The sequence below is a fragment of the Bombella intestini genome, from assembly GCF_002003665.1.
Lineage (GTDB): Bacteria > Pseudomonadota > Alphaproteobacteria > Acetobacterales > Acetobacteraceae > Bombella > Bombella intestini.
Map to the genome: position 1 here is coordinate 160,611 of NZ_JATM01000004.1, position 15,417 is coordinate 176,027.

General features: G+C 57.0%; 13 protein-coding genes and 1 tRNA gene. 9 read left to right on the plus strand and 5 right to left on the minus strand.

Annotated elements, in window-relative coordinates:
• The first annotated feature begins 16 nt into the window (after positions 1-16).
• Together AL01_RS07220 and AL01_RS07225 are read left to right on the plus strand one after the other, a co-directional pair.
• Positions 17-3,109: an efflux RND transporter permease subunit gene (locus AL01_RS07220; RefSeq protein ID WP_077396789.1), complete on the plus strand. Its 3,093-nt coding sequence runs from the start codon at positions 17-19 to the stop codon at positions 3,107-3,109.
• Between the two features lies 1 nt (position 3,110).
• The gene (locus tag AL01_RS07225) at positions 3,111-4,670 is read left to right on the plus strand and encodes an efflux transporter outer membrane subunit (protein ID WP_077396790.1); all 1,560 of its coding nucleotides are present in this window, start codon (positions 3,111-3,113) and stop codon (positions 4,668-4,670) included.
• An 86-nt stretch (positions 4,671-4,756) separates the two neighbouring features.
• Here the strand turns inward: AL01_RS07225 and AL01_RS07230 are convergent, their stop codons facing one another.
• The 5 genes from AL01_RS07230 to AL01_RS07250 all read right to left on the minus strand — a co-directional run bounded on the left by AL01_RS07230 (position 4,757) and on the right by AL01_RS07250 (position 11,107).
• Complete coding sequence (locus AL01_RS07230) at positions 4,757-5,353, minus strand: histidine phosphatase family protein (protein WP_077396791.1); 597 nt, start codon at positions 5,351-5,353, stop codon at positions 4,757-4,759.
• A gap of 74 nt (positions 5,354-5,427) precedes the next feature.
• Positions 5,428-6,363, minus strand: a complete 936-nt coding sequence (locus tag AL01_RS07235) for a ribose-phosphate pyrophosphokinase (RefSeq protein WP_077396792.1) — start codon at positions 6,361-6,363, stop codon at positions 5,428-5,430.
• 107 nt (positions 6,364-6,470) lie between these two features.
• Positions 6,471-8,849 carry a DnaJ domain-containing protein gene (locus tag AL01_RS07240; RefSeq protein WP_077396793.1) on the minus strand — a complete coding sequence of 793 codons (2,379 nt, stop codon included), beginning with the start codon at positions 8,847-8,849 and terminating at the stop codon, positions 6,471-6,473.
• Positions 8,850-8,975: 126 nt separating this feature from the next.
• On the minus strand, positions 8,976-9,998 hold the full coding sequence (locus tag AL01_RS07245; RefSeq protein ID WP_193791541.1) for a hypothetical protein: 1,023 nt from the start codon (positions 9,996-9,998) through the stop codon (positions 8,976-8,978).
• A 119-nt stretch (positions 9,999-10,117) separates the two neighbouring features.
• Positions 10,118-11,107, minus strand: coding sequence for an energy transducer TonB (locus tag AL01_RS07250; protein ID WP_077396983.1), 990 nt, complete (start codon positions 11,105-11,107; stop codon positions 10,118-10,120).
• 154 nt (positions 11,108-11,261) lie between these two features.
• On the opposite strand from AL01_RS07250, the gene AL01_RS07255 reads away from it, so the two are divergent.
• From AL01_RS07255 to AL01_RS07285, 7 genes are all read left to right on the plus strand, one after another.
• Positions 11,262-11,924, plus strand: coding sequence for a DNA-3-methyladenine glycosylase family protein (locus AL01_RS07255; protein WP_077396794.1), 663 nt, complete (start codon positions 11,262-11,264; stop codon positions 11,922-11,924).
• Between the two features lie 118 nt (positions 11,925-12,042).
• A complete protein-coding gene (infA, locus tag AL01_RS07260; RefSeq protein WP_043559458.1) occupies positions 12,043-12,261 on the plus strand; it encodes a translation initiation factor IF-1 in 219 nt (72 codons plus the stop codon).
• A gap of 31 nt (positions 12,262-12,292) precedes the next feature.
• On the plus strand, positions 12,293-12,913 hold the full coding sequence (locus AL01_RS07265; RefSeq protein WP_077396795.1) for a Maf family protein: 621 nt from the start codon (positions 12,293-12,295) through the stop codon (positions 12,911-12,913).
• Positions 12,914-12,918: 5 nt separating this feature from the next.
• Entirely contained in the window at positions 12,919-13,977 is a 1,059-nt protein-coding gene (locus AL01_RS07270; RefSeq protein ID WP_077396796.1) for a ribonuclease E/G, read from the plus strand.
• Entirely contained in the window at positions 13,974-14,171 is a 198-nt protein-coding gene (locus AL01_RS07275; RefSeq protein ID WP_077396797.1) for a DNA gyrase inhibitor YacG, read from the plus strand. The genes AL01_RS07270 and AL01_RS07275 overlap by 4 nt, the downstream gene beginning before the upstream one ends.
• Positions 14,172-14,268: 97 nt before the next feature.
• Positions 14,269-14,344: transfer RNA gene (locus AL01_RS07280), tRNA-Phe, on the plus strand.
• A gap of 175 nt (positions 14,345-14,519) precedes the next feature.
• Complete coding sequence (locus AL01_RS07285; protein WP_077396798.1) at positions 14,520-15,380, plus strand: aldo/keto reductase; 861 nt, start codon at positions 14,520-14,522, stop codon at positions 15,378-15,380.
• The last annotated feature ends 37 nt before the right edge of the window (positions 15,381-15,417 follow it).

Below are 15,417 nucleotides of genomic sequence, written 5' to 3' on the forward strand. Positions count from 1 at the left end.
AGGCCGCTGAGCAGCTATGTTCATCGAGAAATTTATTACATGGTGCTTTGGTCACCGTAAGGCTGTGGCCTTTCTTACCGTTGCCCTGTTCATCACCGGGATGCTGGCTTGGAAACAGTTGCCCGTGGAAGCCTATCCGGACCTCGGCCCTACCAGTGTTCTGGTAACGACACAGGTCAATGGTCTCGCCGCTGAGGAGATGGAGCATCAGGTCACCACACCTGTCGAGCGTGAGCTAGCAGCCGTCCCCGGCGTGGTAGAAAGTCGCTCCAGCACGACGTTCGGCCTGTCTCTCATCACACTTATCTTCAAGGATGGAGAGGACATATACCGGGCCCGCCAGCTCGTACAAAGTCAGCTTGATGGCCTCCAGCTAACGGGCGGTGCCCAGCCTTCCCTCGGCCCCATCAGCGGGGCCAGCGGGGAAATCTACCGCTACACGGTGGAGTCAGACGATCAGGACCTCATGACCATCTCTGATGTCCAGAGATGGGAGATCATCCCTGCCCTCCAGCGGGTTCCCGGCGTAGTAAATATTGATAATTTCGGTGGTTTCACTCGGGAATATCAGCTGATCCTCGACCCCAACGCTCTCATCCGCTTTGGTATCAGCATCAGCGATGTAATGAATGCCATCCGCAACAGCAACGCTAATGCTGGTGGTGGCCGTGTCACCCGTGGGGAACAGTCCTACATCATCCGTGGGGTAGGGCAGATCCACTCTCTGGAGGACATGCGCAATACCGTCATCGGCCACCATGATGGCGTCCCCATTCTCCTCTCCGAGCTAGGGCGGATTGAGTTTGGCCATCAGGTCCGTGAAGGGATGCTCGGTAAGAACGGCAACCCCGATACAATCGAAGGCGTCGTGACCATGCTACGAGGGGCCAACCCCTCGCAGGTGTTGGATGATCTGCACACCGCCGTTGCCAAGCTTCAGACACAGCTCAAACCAAAACATATCCGCATTGTCCCGTACCTAGACCGTGACAACCTTGTAAAATCCACAACGGACAAGGTCAGCGAAACCATTCTGGAAGGGATCGGCCTTGTGCTGATCATTCTGACCTTCTTCCTTGGTTCGCCACGCAGTGCCGCCATCACGGCCGTGACCATTCCCTTTGCTCTGTCGTTCGCCTTCATTCTCATGCGGGCCTGCGGCATGGCGGCCAATCTCTTCTCTCTGGGGGCTGTGGATTTCGGTGTGATTGTCGATGGGGCCATTGTCATTACCGAGGTCATCCTCCGCCATAGAGAGGAGCATCCTTCCCTCCCGCTGAACCAGCCAGACATCCTTGCAATCACCCGCCGTGCGGGCCGGGCCATCTTTGCTTCCACCATCATCATCGTGGTGGCCTACAGCCCGCTGTTCGCCTTTGAAGGGAGCGAGGCAAAAATCTTCCGGCCTATGGCATGGACTGTCAGCTTCGCCCTACTTGGTGCCCTGCTCTGCGCCCTCGCCCTGACACCCACCATGTCGTTTCTGGCACTACGCAAGCCACGGCACATCTGGCACAACAAGCCGCTAGACTGGCTGCATAAACATTATGACGCCTTGCTCCGCCATCTGCTTGATCATCCCGTCATCCCCTTCGTCAGTGCGGGGCTAGCGTTGGTGGCGGTCATTGCGCTTGGCGTTACAACAGGCCGGGAGTTCCTGCCCGATCTGGATGAAGGCGCCCTCTGGCTTCAGATTCAAATGCCAACAGGTATCTCGCTGGAAAAGGGGCAGGAAAAAGCCTCGGAAATTCGCCGTGCAGTGCGGGAGTTCCCAGAGACCTCCTACGCTATCACCCAGCTTGGCCGCTCGGATGATGGGACAGACCCGTGGACTCCCTCTCACATCGAGATGCCTGTCGGCCTGACGCCCTACAACCAGTGGGCCCATGGCGAGACCAAGGCCGAGTTCATCACGAAGCTCCGTGCCCGCCTCAACAAGATTGCTGGTATCTCCTTCTCCATCAGCCAGCCCATTGAAGATAACCTCAGCGACCAGCTTGGTGGGGCGCATAGCCCGCTTGTTATGCGCATCTATGGTGATGACCTAGCAGGACTGCGAACACTGGGGGCACAGGTAGTCCACCAGCTCTGGCAAGTACCTGGTACCGTCCAAGCGGATATCTTTCAGGAACCTAGAATTCCGCAGATTGAGATCACACCGAACCGCCTGAAGGCTGCCCGTTACGGCATCAGCATCAATGACGTAACGGATGTCATCAACAGTGCCATCGGCGATGAGCCACTGACCAACGTAATCGAAGGGGACCGCTTCTATAATGCGACCCTACGTATTGATAACACGCAGCGTTCCAATCTTCAGCTTCTGGGACAGATCCCCATGATTACGAGCGATGGCAATGCCATCCCTCTGGCTGAAATTGCCCGCATTCGTCTCCAAATGGGGGAAAGCAGCATCGCCCATGAAATGGGCGAACGGCAGATCACCCTTCAGGTAGATAACGGCAACCGGCCGATGTCCCAGTATCTTGATGATGCCCAAAAACTCATTGACCAGAACGTCCATTACGACCACCAAAAGTTCCGCTTGGAATGGGCAGGAACGTTCCAAGAAGCCCAACACGCCCAAGTCCGGCTTGTGGCGGCTCTTGGTGTCATGTTTGCCGTCATGCTGGGGCTACTTTATGCGGAGTTCCAGAAATTCCGTCATGCGCTACTCATCATCGGCATTGTGCCTCTTGCCGCTCTGGGCGGGTTAATCGCCCTGCATCTACGGGCAGAAACCCTGAATATCGCCACGGCTGTCGGCTTTATTGCCTTGTTTGGTGTGGCCATTCAGAATGGGATCATCATGGTCTCCAACATCAACCGCCATCTTGCTGAAGGCGGTGACATCAGGGAAGCCACCCGGTTAGGGGCAACGGAGCGTTTCCGCCCTGTCTTGATGACCGCCACCGTGGCCAGTGTCGGCATGTTGCCTGCCGCTATGGCCACAGGCGTGGGTACAGACGTGCAACGTGGTCTGGCAACTGTGGTTGTAGGGGGGCTTGGCATTGCCACCCTGCTGACCCTCTTCATCCTGCCTGTCTGCTTCTGCCGGCTGGAAGAAACGGTCAAACGCCGGACTGGCCAGAAAGAGCAGGAGGCCTGACATGAAACAGTGTTTCACCCTTTTGGAGAGGGTACGCCCCTCCCTGCTGCTGGCCAGCACATTGATCAGCGGATTGGCTGTCGGACTAGGGGGCTGCGTTGTTGGCCCTTCCCCCAAAGACATTCCCTCCCTGCCTAAACAGACAGGCTATAGCCAAAAGGCCATCACACAATCTGAGGCAGGACGGGATAGGACGGGGGATAGCCTCCTCGGCCGCCAGCAGTTCGTCTCCGGGGCTGATGTCGCTGGCAAATGGTGGGAAGCCTTCCAGAATCCCCGTCTTAACCAAATGGTGGAACTGGCCCTGACCAACAATCAGACATTAAAAGCCATGCAGGCTGGCCTGCGGGCAGCATGGGAACAACGCCGAGTAGAGGGGGCTTCACTCTACCCGAGCATTTCTGCCCAGTTCATTCCGACACGAAATAAGACCTCCAAGGCACTTTCACCCGTCCCCAACAACAATGAATGGCTCTACAACCTCCATACGGCACAGCTAAATATCGGCTATGTGCCCGACCTTTGGGGTGGGTCCCGCCTTGCTATCCGCAATGCCAAGGCACAGGCGGATATCCAGCGTTTCCAGCTGGAAGCAACAACGCTGACGATGATCGCCAACATCGTCAATACGGCTATCACTGAGGCCGGTCTCCGTGAGCAGATACGTGCCAAGGAAGATTTGATCGCCCAACAGACGGCTATGGTTCGCATCAACCAAAATCAGGTTGGGCTAGGGGATCAATCCCGCCAAAGCCAGCTCATCATGCGGGATTCTCTAGCGCAGTTGCAGGCAGACCTACCACCGCTGCGGACACAACTTGCCCAGACCCGGGACCAGCTAGCTACCCTTGTCGGCCTTAGCCCTAATGCGGACCTCCCTATTTTTGAGCTAAGGGATTTCTCCCTACCCCAGCAGCTACCCGTTACGTTACCGGCTCAGCTTCTCTCACAGAGGCCCGATATTGCTGCGGCCCAGGCGCAGATTCGTTCTGCCGGGGCACAACTTGGTATCGCGATTGTCAACCGCCTCCCCAATGTGCAGCTAAGTGCCCTGCCGGGTGAGGCTGTCGATAGCATGAGCAAGATGTTCAAGCCCGGTATGGGTAACTGGATGTTGGCAGCAACTGTCACTCAGCCTATTTTCCAAGGTGGGTCACTGCTTCATGCGCAACGCGAGGCCAAGGCCAATTATGAGCAGGCCAAGCACTATTACCAAGCGGCCATCATGTCTGCTGTGAGTGATGTGGCAGACAGCCTTCATGCTGTGGAGCTGGATGGCAGCACGCTTCTGGCCGACCAAGGCGGGCTTGATGCTGCCACGCAAGCCCTACATATCGCCGAGGCCCAGCACAGGCTGGGGGATAATAGCCAGATTGACGTAGCCCAAGCCCGCATGGCCGTGGCGCAAGATCAAATTTCTGTCGCACAGGACAAGGTAACCCGCCTATCCGATACAGTCGGGCTATTTCAGGCGCTTGGCGGCGGATGGTGGAACCGTAACGACCTTGGGGTTAGCCCGGAGGCTGCCAAACGTCTCTCTACAACACTCGTCCCTTGGTAAGTTAGCAGCCATACAAACCATCTAAACATAAAAAAAGGCCGCTTCCCTTTCGTCAGGAAGCGGCCTTTTTTAGAAGGAGAGTCCTCTTAGGCTGAAAGCAATTTCAAGACCCAACCTTCTTCCTCCGGTGTGGCCTTCAGCGGCATCGCATTGGGCAAGCGAACATTAATCTCCAACCCCATAGCGGCCCTCAACCCACGGAAAAGTGCCCCATGAGCAACGATCAAAGGGGCACCCTCTCCGGCGTCCTGCGCTCTGTTAAGAGCCTGGATGCCACGGGTCTTCAGCGTAATGAAATCCTCGCCCTTCTCTGGCACGAAGGTTCCAGCAATCCATGTATTATACCAATCCCCCATTGGCTCACCTTCCTGCACACCAAAGCTCACCTCCTGAAGGTCCGCATCTTTGGTCAAGGGTAAGTCAATGCCTGTCCGGTCACGGATTGCATCCCGTACATGCTCGGCTGTAACGAAAGCCCGCTTTAGCGGAGAACTCACAATATGTGTGAAGGGGCGCACCCCTGCCTCAAACAGGTCAGCCAGCTGGCGTCCTGCCAGACGGGCCTGTGTCAGGCCAGTCTCATTAAGCGGAATATCTGTTCGCCCTTGTGAGAGATGACGTGCGTTCCAGTCCGTTTCACCATGCCGAAGGAACCAGTATGGTTCTGCACGAAGCTGTGTCATTTCCTGACCTCCCCCAAAATCCCGTCAGAACGTGGCTGGGCCTTATCTCCTGCTCCAGCCACGGAATATCTGTCTCAGTCGAAAAGAGTGGAGACCGAGCTTTCATCTGCAACGGCCCGGATAGCCCGACCCAGCAAATTAGCTGTTGGAATCTGCCGAATATTGGAAGCCGCCTTCAGCTCCTCTGTAGCGGGGATGCTGTCCGTCAATGTCAGCATGGAAAGCGGGCTGTTCTGCACACGCTCGCAGGCGTTGCCTGTCAGCACACCATGCGTCACATAGGCTTCCACGCCAGCAGCACCGTACTTCATCAGGGCTTCGGCTGCATTGCAGAGAGAGCCCCCACTGTCGATGATATCATCCACCAGCACGCAGAAACGGCCTGATACATCACCAATCACATTCATCACTTCGGAGACACCAGCCCGCTCACGACGCTTATCAATGATGGCCAGATCAACATTCAGCCTACGAGCCAGCTGGCGAGCCCGCACCACACCGCCTACATCGGGGGAGACAATCATCAGTTTTTCATGATTAGGGTGGCGGGTCATCAGGTCCCGCACGAAAAGCGGTGCGGCGTAAAGATTATCCGTGGGAATATCAAAGAAGCCCTGAATCTGCATAGCGTGCAGGTCCATCGTGAGGATACGGTTTGCACCGGCTTCTGTTAGAAGATTAGCGACCAGCTTGGCACTGATAGGCGTGCGGGGACCGGATTTACGGTCCTGCCGGGCATAGCCAAAATAAGGCATCACAGCCGTGACACGCCGTGCGGACCCACGCCGCAAAGCATCCAACACGACGAGAAGTTCCATCAGATGATCGTTGGTCGGTGTGCAGGTGCTCTGGAGAACGAACATGTCCTCGCCACGCACATTTTCCTGAATCTCGACAAACACTTCACCATCCGCAAAGCGGCGGATGGATGTCTTGCACAAAGGGATCTCAAGCTCATCAGCCACAGCCTGAGCCAACGGCAGATTACTGTTACAGGCAACGATCTTCATGACAGGTACTTTTCATAGAAGGACGGTAAGAAGCGGTACAGCTCCTTCTATCAGCCTGCCCGATCAATGTCATGATTTTACAGCAAACCTGCCACAACACAGATAAGCTAAAACTGCCGGTACTGCTTCACATAACGATAAGCCTGCGTGATTTCAGCCGTTCGGCGGACGGCTTCCTCGTAAACCTCACCACCAACATGGGCAAACCGGTCCGGGTGATGCTGCTTGATAAGCCGCCGATAGGCCTTAGTGACCTCCTCATTAGACGCCGTCTCGGAGACCTCCAGCACAATATGCCATGCCCTCCCACGGGGGGACGTATTTCTGGAACGCTGCCTATCACGGCGGGCCTGTTCCTGCCTCCGTTGCGCTTCGTCCCGCTCTCTGGCGCGATCCTGTTCCTGCTGCCGCCTTTTACGGGCCTCCTCCGCTCTGGCCACTTGCAGCAACAGGCCGTGCACATGCACAGAACAACGCTGGAAATCCTGCCATGACCGCCCTCTACCCAGCTCCTCCAGCACGGCCCGGGCTGTCTCACCGTTTATCGGACGAACCAACTCCACCAGAAAACGGAATGCCTCCTGAAGACGCTGCTCCACGAGATACCCCAGCAATGTCTGCCCATTTGCAAGCCTGAGTTCACCGACCCAACTGGCCCACAACATACCAACTCTCTGATACGCTTCCCGCTCCTTGCTGGAGGCAAAGTCTGAAGATGATGATCCAGCATCAGACCTCTGCTTCTGCTCGGTATCCCGGCTTTTCTGGGATGCCTTTTCCGAGAATTGCTTCAGTGTTCGAGCGTAACGGTACGCCTCGGTGATCTTTTTGCTTTTTGCAACAGCGGCTTCATAGGCAGCCTTACCGGCTTGTGCGAAACGATCCGGGTGATGCTGCTTCATCAACCGCCTATATGAGGCGGTAATCTCCTCGGCGGAGGCAGTTACAGAAACTTCCAGCACGACATACCAAGGCTCATCCTCTGGCGGAGCTGCACCAGCCTGTTTTGCCCGGCGGTAAGCGTTCTCTCGTTCCCGCTGCTCCTGTGCGGCGTCCTCATCCCTATCCTGAAAATGTTCCTTCAAGAACGCCAACACTTCTATGGAAAAACGCTGGAAGCCCTTCCAACTATTTTCCCGCCGGGCCTGAGAGAATGTCTCCAACAGGGAGACAGGTAGCTCACCCACTTCCTTTTCCAGCAGGGTCTTTAAAAAGACAAAAGCCTCATCCCGGCGTTTCTCAAGAAGAAGCTCTATAAGCTCCGCTATAGGGCGGACACCTGTCTCCTCATAAAAGCTGCTCCATAACAGCCCAGCTTGCTGATAAGCCTCCTCTTCCTCCTTGGACGAGAAGTCAGACGGCTCCGATGGGCCCTTCTTCCCCGAAGAACGAAGGCCCCGGATAACGAGATAGCCAATAAAAAGCAGCAACCCTTTCCAGCTAAACAACGCTGTGATGAAACTCCAGATCAGCTGGACAAGCCTTATGGGCAGGCGAAAGATGAATACCACCACACGCCAAACCGCCGACAACACGGCACCACACATATGAATGACAGCACCAAGAATCTGAAACAGCAGAGCCAGAAGGGAAGTATGCCCCTCTGTCGTTTCATGCTCGGCCTCCCGCCGAGGGGCTGCATCATCTGGGGATGGCGAAGACGGCGGAACTGCCTCGTGCTGGGGGGAAGATGCCTCCGCAGGTGGGGCAGCGTCCCCTGACGGTGCCGCCGATACTGTGTCATCCGATGGTGGCTGATGCACAGCACTACCGGCCCCCCCTCTCTGCCGCAGGATAGAAGGAGCAGGCCCGTCATCGCCTGTTCCTGCCTCTGTCGGGGCGGCAAAAGCACTGGTCTCGGCTGGGGCAGAAGGTGCCGCCTGCGTGCCGGTTTCAGCGGCCAGCTCGGGCATCAGCAATCGAGCATCATCATTCCCCAGAAAGCCGTCTCGATTAGGCTGACTAGCCTGCTCCTGCCACCGCAGAATGGCCCGTCGGGTTGCTTCCCCATACACGCCATCCAGCACAACCTCAGAGGGTAAAAAACCAAGTGCCTGAAGTTTTCTCTGTAAGGCAATATGATCATCAATCGGGCGGGTGGCTTCCTCATGTGCCCGGCCTACCAACTGGGCCCGATATCTATCCGTAACCTGCGCTACAATCCGCTGGTAACATGCAGTCGGGCTCTCCCTCTGCATATCCTCGGGCGAAAAGCACGCCTGCAACGGCGCCAGATCACGAATCAAATCCGCCTTGAGCTGCGGCAGAAGATAAGCGGCACTCTGATGCCTCAGGGCATAATAAGCTTGGTCCAGCACCAGCTCACTTCTGGCCGCATCAGAATCCGAACAAAGAAGCACTTGCCCCGGTGCATTCCTATCCATCCGGCTGCAGTCAAAGTCGGGATGATAAACTTCAGCAGAAGCCGCCTGACACTGAACAACACCCCATAAAATCAGCAAACATATCAGACGAACAGAACGCATAACGGGCCATCTATTATTTATGTCTAGTTTGTATAAGTTGATTGATACACCCTGTCCATTCCCGTTCAGCCCGTCATTTTCTACGGGGCCACAAGCAATAACAGCCTTTAAGCCCCAATCCTTTCATTATTCTGCTCCCGTAGAGCCAGTCTGATCCGTCCCGGCGATAAATTTCTTCATGCCATCCTTTTCTTTGGACGCCTCCCCGCCAACATCAGGCTGCGCCGTAGCAGCCTTGCGGGCCCGGCCCGAATAATTGGTGATGATGGTCCGCACGGCCTCGGCGGCCTCCTGCGCTGCGGCACCTGCCACATCAGCCCAAGGGCCATCAAGCGAATGTGCCACTACGTCATGCACCTGCGTGGCAGCCCCAGCTTCCACGCCCTGCGGCGTCATCACATGCCACACGATGGTGACTTGCTGCTTCAGTGCTTCACCCGGCGGGGGAGCATCCGGCGATGGTTTAAGGCTAACTTCAGTCTTCACGATGTAGTCAGCACCATTTCGTGTAGTCTGCACGCTATTATGGCCATCAGGCAGCATCATATAGAATGCCTCGGCCAAAGACTTGTTGCCATCCCCCGGGGCACCCTGCACACCCTCAAAACAGATGCGGGCAGAACGATGCATAAGGCTCTGCGGATCATCCATCATCATACGGGTTTGAATTTCTGTCAGCTCACGGGCAATTTCTGGAGCCATCTGGAGGGCAACCGTGTTCAGCGCAGCCGGGTCTGCACTGCGCCAGCCTTCATCATCAATCACAGCCCCAAACCCACGGGCCTTCACTTTTCCATCCGGCCCGACAATCGCATAACGGGGGCGGATACCGCCATTCTCTGCCCGGACGGCCCCTAGGCGAACCCACCAGTCGCCCGGTTCTGGCAGTTTTGCCACCGCCGGGATGGACTGCCCGACCAACGCCACGACCACATCCCGCGCCCACATAGCCGTTGCCTCACGCCACGGTGCTTTCTCCGGCACAGGAACGGGAACAGCCAGACGAACGGGGGGAATATTGTCCCGCACAAGGTGCTGGGCCTGATTGCCCGGATTATGGGCAAACGGCTTATAGACCTGAAGGCACCCCCCCAGCCCGAGGAGAGACACGCACAGCCCTGATACCAGCAGCTTACGACAGAAGCGCATGAACAGCCCACTTTCCCTGCAATGTTTGGACAGATACCCGACCGGCTTTTCCCGGTGGGCTTTGCAATTTAACGTCCTTTCCCACTCCTGACCACAGGGAGAAGGGCCGCAGACATTCCTTAATGACGAATCAAAATGTAATGGATCGTCACATCCAGATCAAAATGATCCCCCTGCATATCCGGCGGGACGGGGGGAAGTTGCACCCCTTGGAACATGCTCGTCGTCGCAGCATCCAGCGCATAAGAATTGGATGAATCCGTCAACCGTACACGGAGGACCTTCCCGGTGCGGTCGATCACCACATGCACGGAAGAAGGCCCTTCCTCTTCGTGCTGTACCGCTTCATCCGGATAGAACATATGCTGACGCACCCAACGGTCAACCTCAGCTCCGTAATCGGAACTGACACCCTTTACGCTACTTCTTGTCTTATAGGGCGCATTAATCTCGCCATTCAGGCTAAGCGGCCCAAGGGAGAAATCAATCGGCCCACGTGTCCCGCCATGCCGTCCCCGCTTGTGGGGATGTGGTGCAGGCTCGCCATCAAAGGACAGGTCCATCGGGTGCGCAAACGGATTCGTTTCACTCTGCCGAGTCACACGCTGGTGGGTTGGGGTTGCCCGGCTCCTATGTGGGCGGCGGGGTGCCGCCTTAGAGATCGGCTTCTCCGACATTTCCGCATTCGTTAGCTCCCCGGTGGGCGATGGAGCTGTCTGCGGGGAGGATGGCGTATGGGGGATTGGCTCCATCGGAGCGGGGGTAGCTTCCTCCTGCGTAGTCGGTGCCGGAGCACTGGTGGCCCCGCCCACCTCATGCGTTGGGGCCCCCTGCATGCTGTGTTTGACCTGCGGAGCATCAAACACCATTTCTACTTGAGGCTGCTGCGCACCATTGGGCATGCCATGCATAGGGGCACTGGTCTGCATCATCAGCCACAGTGCAATGCCATGCATACTGGCGGCAAGCAGCAGCGGGCCAATCAGCGGCGGGTCCACCAAAACCTGCGCGCGCCGCATGGGGGCACGGGCTTCCGTCCGCAGACCAGCCACCGGCTCTGCGTAATCACCCAGCCGCCTCCGGCGCTGCTGCGTAGGAGCGTCCTGCATCGTCACGGGCGAGAAACCCGCCGGCAAAAAGAGGGGCGCAGACTGGTGAGGAACATATTCCCTCCTTTGTGCCTCAAAAAGGGCCATATTGTCATCACCGGAAAATGCCCTTGCCATTACTTTTATAACATCTTTCCCAAGTGAGGTCCGTTCTATGGTCTCCCTGCCAGCCTGCTTCATCCAAGATGCTGATCTTTCCCGCTTCATTGCAGAGATCGGCCCCTGCCTCTTACATAAGCAGGCTACCCCGGATCCTCAGGTACAAAGCCCCTATGCGTCACTCATCAAAGCCGTGACGGGTCAGCAGCTCCACAATGCCGCTGCTAGGGCTATATTCAGGCGGCTATGCGCTCTTGGGCCAGACCACAAAGAGGACGGCCCACCACCACCTCCAGAAACAATTTTGGCTCTGGAGGATGATACGTTGCGACGCTGCGGCCTTTCAGCGGCTAAGATTGCCAGCTTACGGGCCATCGCCCAAGGACGACTGGAAGGGCTTGTACCCAGTCTGGCTGAAGCTCACCAACTGGATGATGCCACACTCATAAAGCGGCTGACGTCTCTACGGGGTGTAGGACAATGGACAGTCGAGATGCTGCTCATCTTCCATCTTGGCAGGCCAGATGTCATGCCAACGGGTGATCTTGGCGTGCAAGAAGGCTGGAAGCGGCTGAAAAAACTGCCCGCCCGCCCCACGCCCCGACAGCTGCACGAGGCTACAATCAGGTTCAGCCCACACCGCTCGGCTCTGGCATGGTACTGCTGGCAGGCAAAAGCCCACCTGCCTGATCCTGCTCCATCCAGCAAAAAACCTTGACGTCCTCCCCTCCTCCCCGCACATAATGCGCCGTCATGACGAGGCTGCGGGCCGGGCTTTTCCAAAGGCTGGCCTTGTGGCCCGCACAGTTTTTACCCACTTCCTGCAAGGGATATTCATGCCTAAAGAAGACCTGATCGAGTTTACTGGTACGGTAACCGAACTTCTGCCCAACGCCATGTTCCGCGTCACGCTGGATAACGAGCATACCATCCTCGCCCACACGAGCGGCAAAATGCGCAAAAACCGCATCCGCGTGCTGGCTGGGGACCGGGTCAATGTCGAAATGACCCCGTATGACCTCAGCAAGGGCCGCATTACCTTCCGCTTCAAGTAAGATAGCGGAAGTCAGGATCATTTCGTCCCTTATGTCTGCTCCATCCCGGCCTGCCCTCGTACTGGCCTCCGCATCGCCCCGCCGCATCGCCCTACTCCGCCAGATCGGAGTGGAGCCGGACGCCATCTGCCCGGCGGCTCTGGATGAAACACCACATAAGGACGAACTGCCCCGCCCTTATGCGCTACGAATGGCCCGAGCCAAGGCGGCGCATGTCGCTGCTCACCATGATGGCCCTGCGCTCATCATCGGGGCTGATACGGTCGTCGCAGCAGGGCGGCGTATCCTGCCCAAGGCAGAAGATGCCGATACCGCCCGCCGTTATCTCACTCTCCTCTCCGGTCGCCGCCACAAGGTCATTACCGCTGTTGTGTGTCACCCCACGGAGAGTTGGGCCGAGGGCCGCCGCTGCGAACGTGTGGTAGAAAGCCACGTCACCTTCAACCGCCTGACAGCTAGACAGATTGACTCTCTCATTGAGGGGGGAGACTGGCACGGCAAAGCAGGAGGCTACGGTTTACAGGGGCAAGCGGCAGCCTTCATCCGACAGGTAGGGGGCAGCCCCTCTGGCGTGATTGGCCTGCCACTGTTTGAGACTGCCCAGCTACTCCGGGGCCAGCCTCTGCCCGCCGGACAACACTGGCTGCTCTGAGCCTTATGGAAATCCGCCTCGCCAGTGCGCCGGGAAATGTCCGCATCGCCCTGCTAAAGGATGATGAACTGCTGGATGTCGCCCTATGGCGACCCGGTGCCCCGGATGGCTGGGGCGATGTGCATATCGTCCGCATCACAGCCCATGCACCCCATCTCGGCGGTGCTTTCGTAGAACTCGCTGGCCCGACTGGCTCAGGCTTTATGAAAGGGCGCAAACTGCCAGCCGAAGGCAGCTTGCTCTACGCTCAAGTAACCCGGTCGGCCCAAAATGGGAAAGGACTACGCCTGCGTGCCCTTCCCTTACCGAATGATATGGAGCTGGGGGACTCTCCACGCCTCGTCACGCCCGGCCCCACCCCATTGGATGACATTCTCCAGCAAGCCCCGGCCGATTGCCCCCTCATCGTTGATGATGCTGCACTAGCGGCCCGCCTGCCCGCTTCCCTACATCCCCGCCTGAAGCGGGCAACCCGCAGTTTTGATGAAGTTCTGGAAGCAGACTGGGCTGCCCTGCTCAGTCCTGATGCCTCGGTTGGTCCGCTAATTGCCCGCATCACCCCAACCCCGGCTCTAACAGCCATTGATCTAGACGCCCACCAGAACCCGGACTTTGCCGCCAATCTGGCATGTTTTGGCCCGTTGCTGCGGGAGATCAGGCTCCGCAATCTTTCCGGCACCCTTCTGATCGACCCGGCGGGCGTCCGCAGTAACAAGCGGCCCGCTCTTGTCCCCTTCCTCCGTAAGGCGGCCGATAAGGAGCAAGACCCGCTCCAGCCCCGCATTACCGGCATCACACCTAGCGGGCTGCTGGAAATGACCCGTCCTCGTCACAGGGCACCACTCCATGAGCTATATAGCTCCCCTCATGGGCAGGGATTAGCGATCCTTCAGCGCATTATTAGTGAAGGCTTGAAAGGTGACCAGCTTCATGCACCACCAGCCATCATCCGAGCATTAGAAGCCGACACTGTGGCACTGAAAGACCTCTTCCATACCACAGGCCAAAGCCTTACCCTCCATAGCCACCCTGTTTCTCCATCACCTTGCTGGAGTCTTTCGTGAGTTGCCCCATCTGCAAAAAACCGACCACTCCTGCCTTCCGCCCCTTCTGCTCCCAACATTGCGCTGATGTGGACCTCGGGCGTTGGTTTAAGGGGGATTATCGCGTCCCCTCTCTGCGGCAAGACAATGATCCAGAAGAGCTTGAGGCCCAGATCGCACAGCTGACAGAAGAGTCCTCCCCTCATACGCCATAGGATTGGTGCATTTTCTTCTGCAAAGAGGGTTGATCACCCCTCATTCATAGGGTAAACCCCTCCTCATAGCCGGGTGGCCATGCTGCCAAGGCCCGGTGCCCAAGTAGCTCAGTTGGTAGAGCATGCGACTGAAAATCGCAGTGTCGGTGGTTCGATCCCGCCCTTGGGCACCATTTTCCTTACCCTGAAAAATTGTTTTTTATCGTTTAGGTACTGTTTCCTGCCGCTCCTCAAAAGACGGTAATAGAGCCTTTACGCAAAATAACTTTCCCTCCCTCAGAGGGCAGGCTTACCATGCTGGTATAGAGTCGAATTCGGTCTCTGTATTCCAGAAGGAAGGGCCTCATCATGACCACAACCTCCCATCCCATTGTTACGCTCAGAAATGGCATCACGCTTCCAGCTCTTGGCATGGGAACATGGCGCATGGGCGATGATCCTGCCCAACGAGCGCATGAAGTCCGTAGCCTTCAGATTGGGCTAGATGCTGGCCTTAAAATTATTGATACGGCAGAAATGTACGGTCATGGCCGCTCGGAAAGCGTGGTTGGGGAAGCCTTGCGAGGGCGAAGGGACCAAGCTTTTCTCATCAGCAAGGTTCTACCTCAACATGCATCCTATAATGATATGCTCAAGGCCTGTGAACGCTCACTAAAACATCTCGGTACGGACTATCTAGACCTCTACCTCCTACACTGGCGCAGCACTATCCCCTTTAATGAAACGCTCTATGCTTTCGAGACACTCCGGGAGCGGGGCCTGATCCGGGATTGGGGTGTTTCCAATTTCGATACGAATGACATGAACGAGCTTGCCGACTTCGGCGCATACCCTCTCGTCAATCAGATTCTGTACAGTTTGGAGTATCGTGGCACGGAATATGACCTTCTGCCACGGGACGAAGACGCACACATCACCAACATGGCCTATTGCCCGATCGGTCAGGGGGGCGACCTGCTACATCATCCCATCCTGCGGGCTATTGCCCATGAGCATAAGACCAGCCTTGGCCATGCGACACCGGCACAAATTGCGCTAGCGTGGGTGCTACGCCGCAGCAACATGATTGCTATCCCCAAAGCGGCAACGCCTCACCATCAAGCCCTCAATATTGCCGCTCAAGAAATCCAGCTAACACAGGGCGATCTGAACGCCCTTGATGACGCCTTCCCACCGCCCAGCGTCAAAGAGGCTCTAGCGGTTATCTAATAAACGTGCCCCCATCCCGGCGTTTCACTGGGATGGG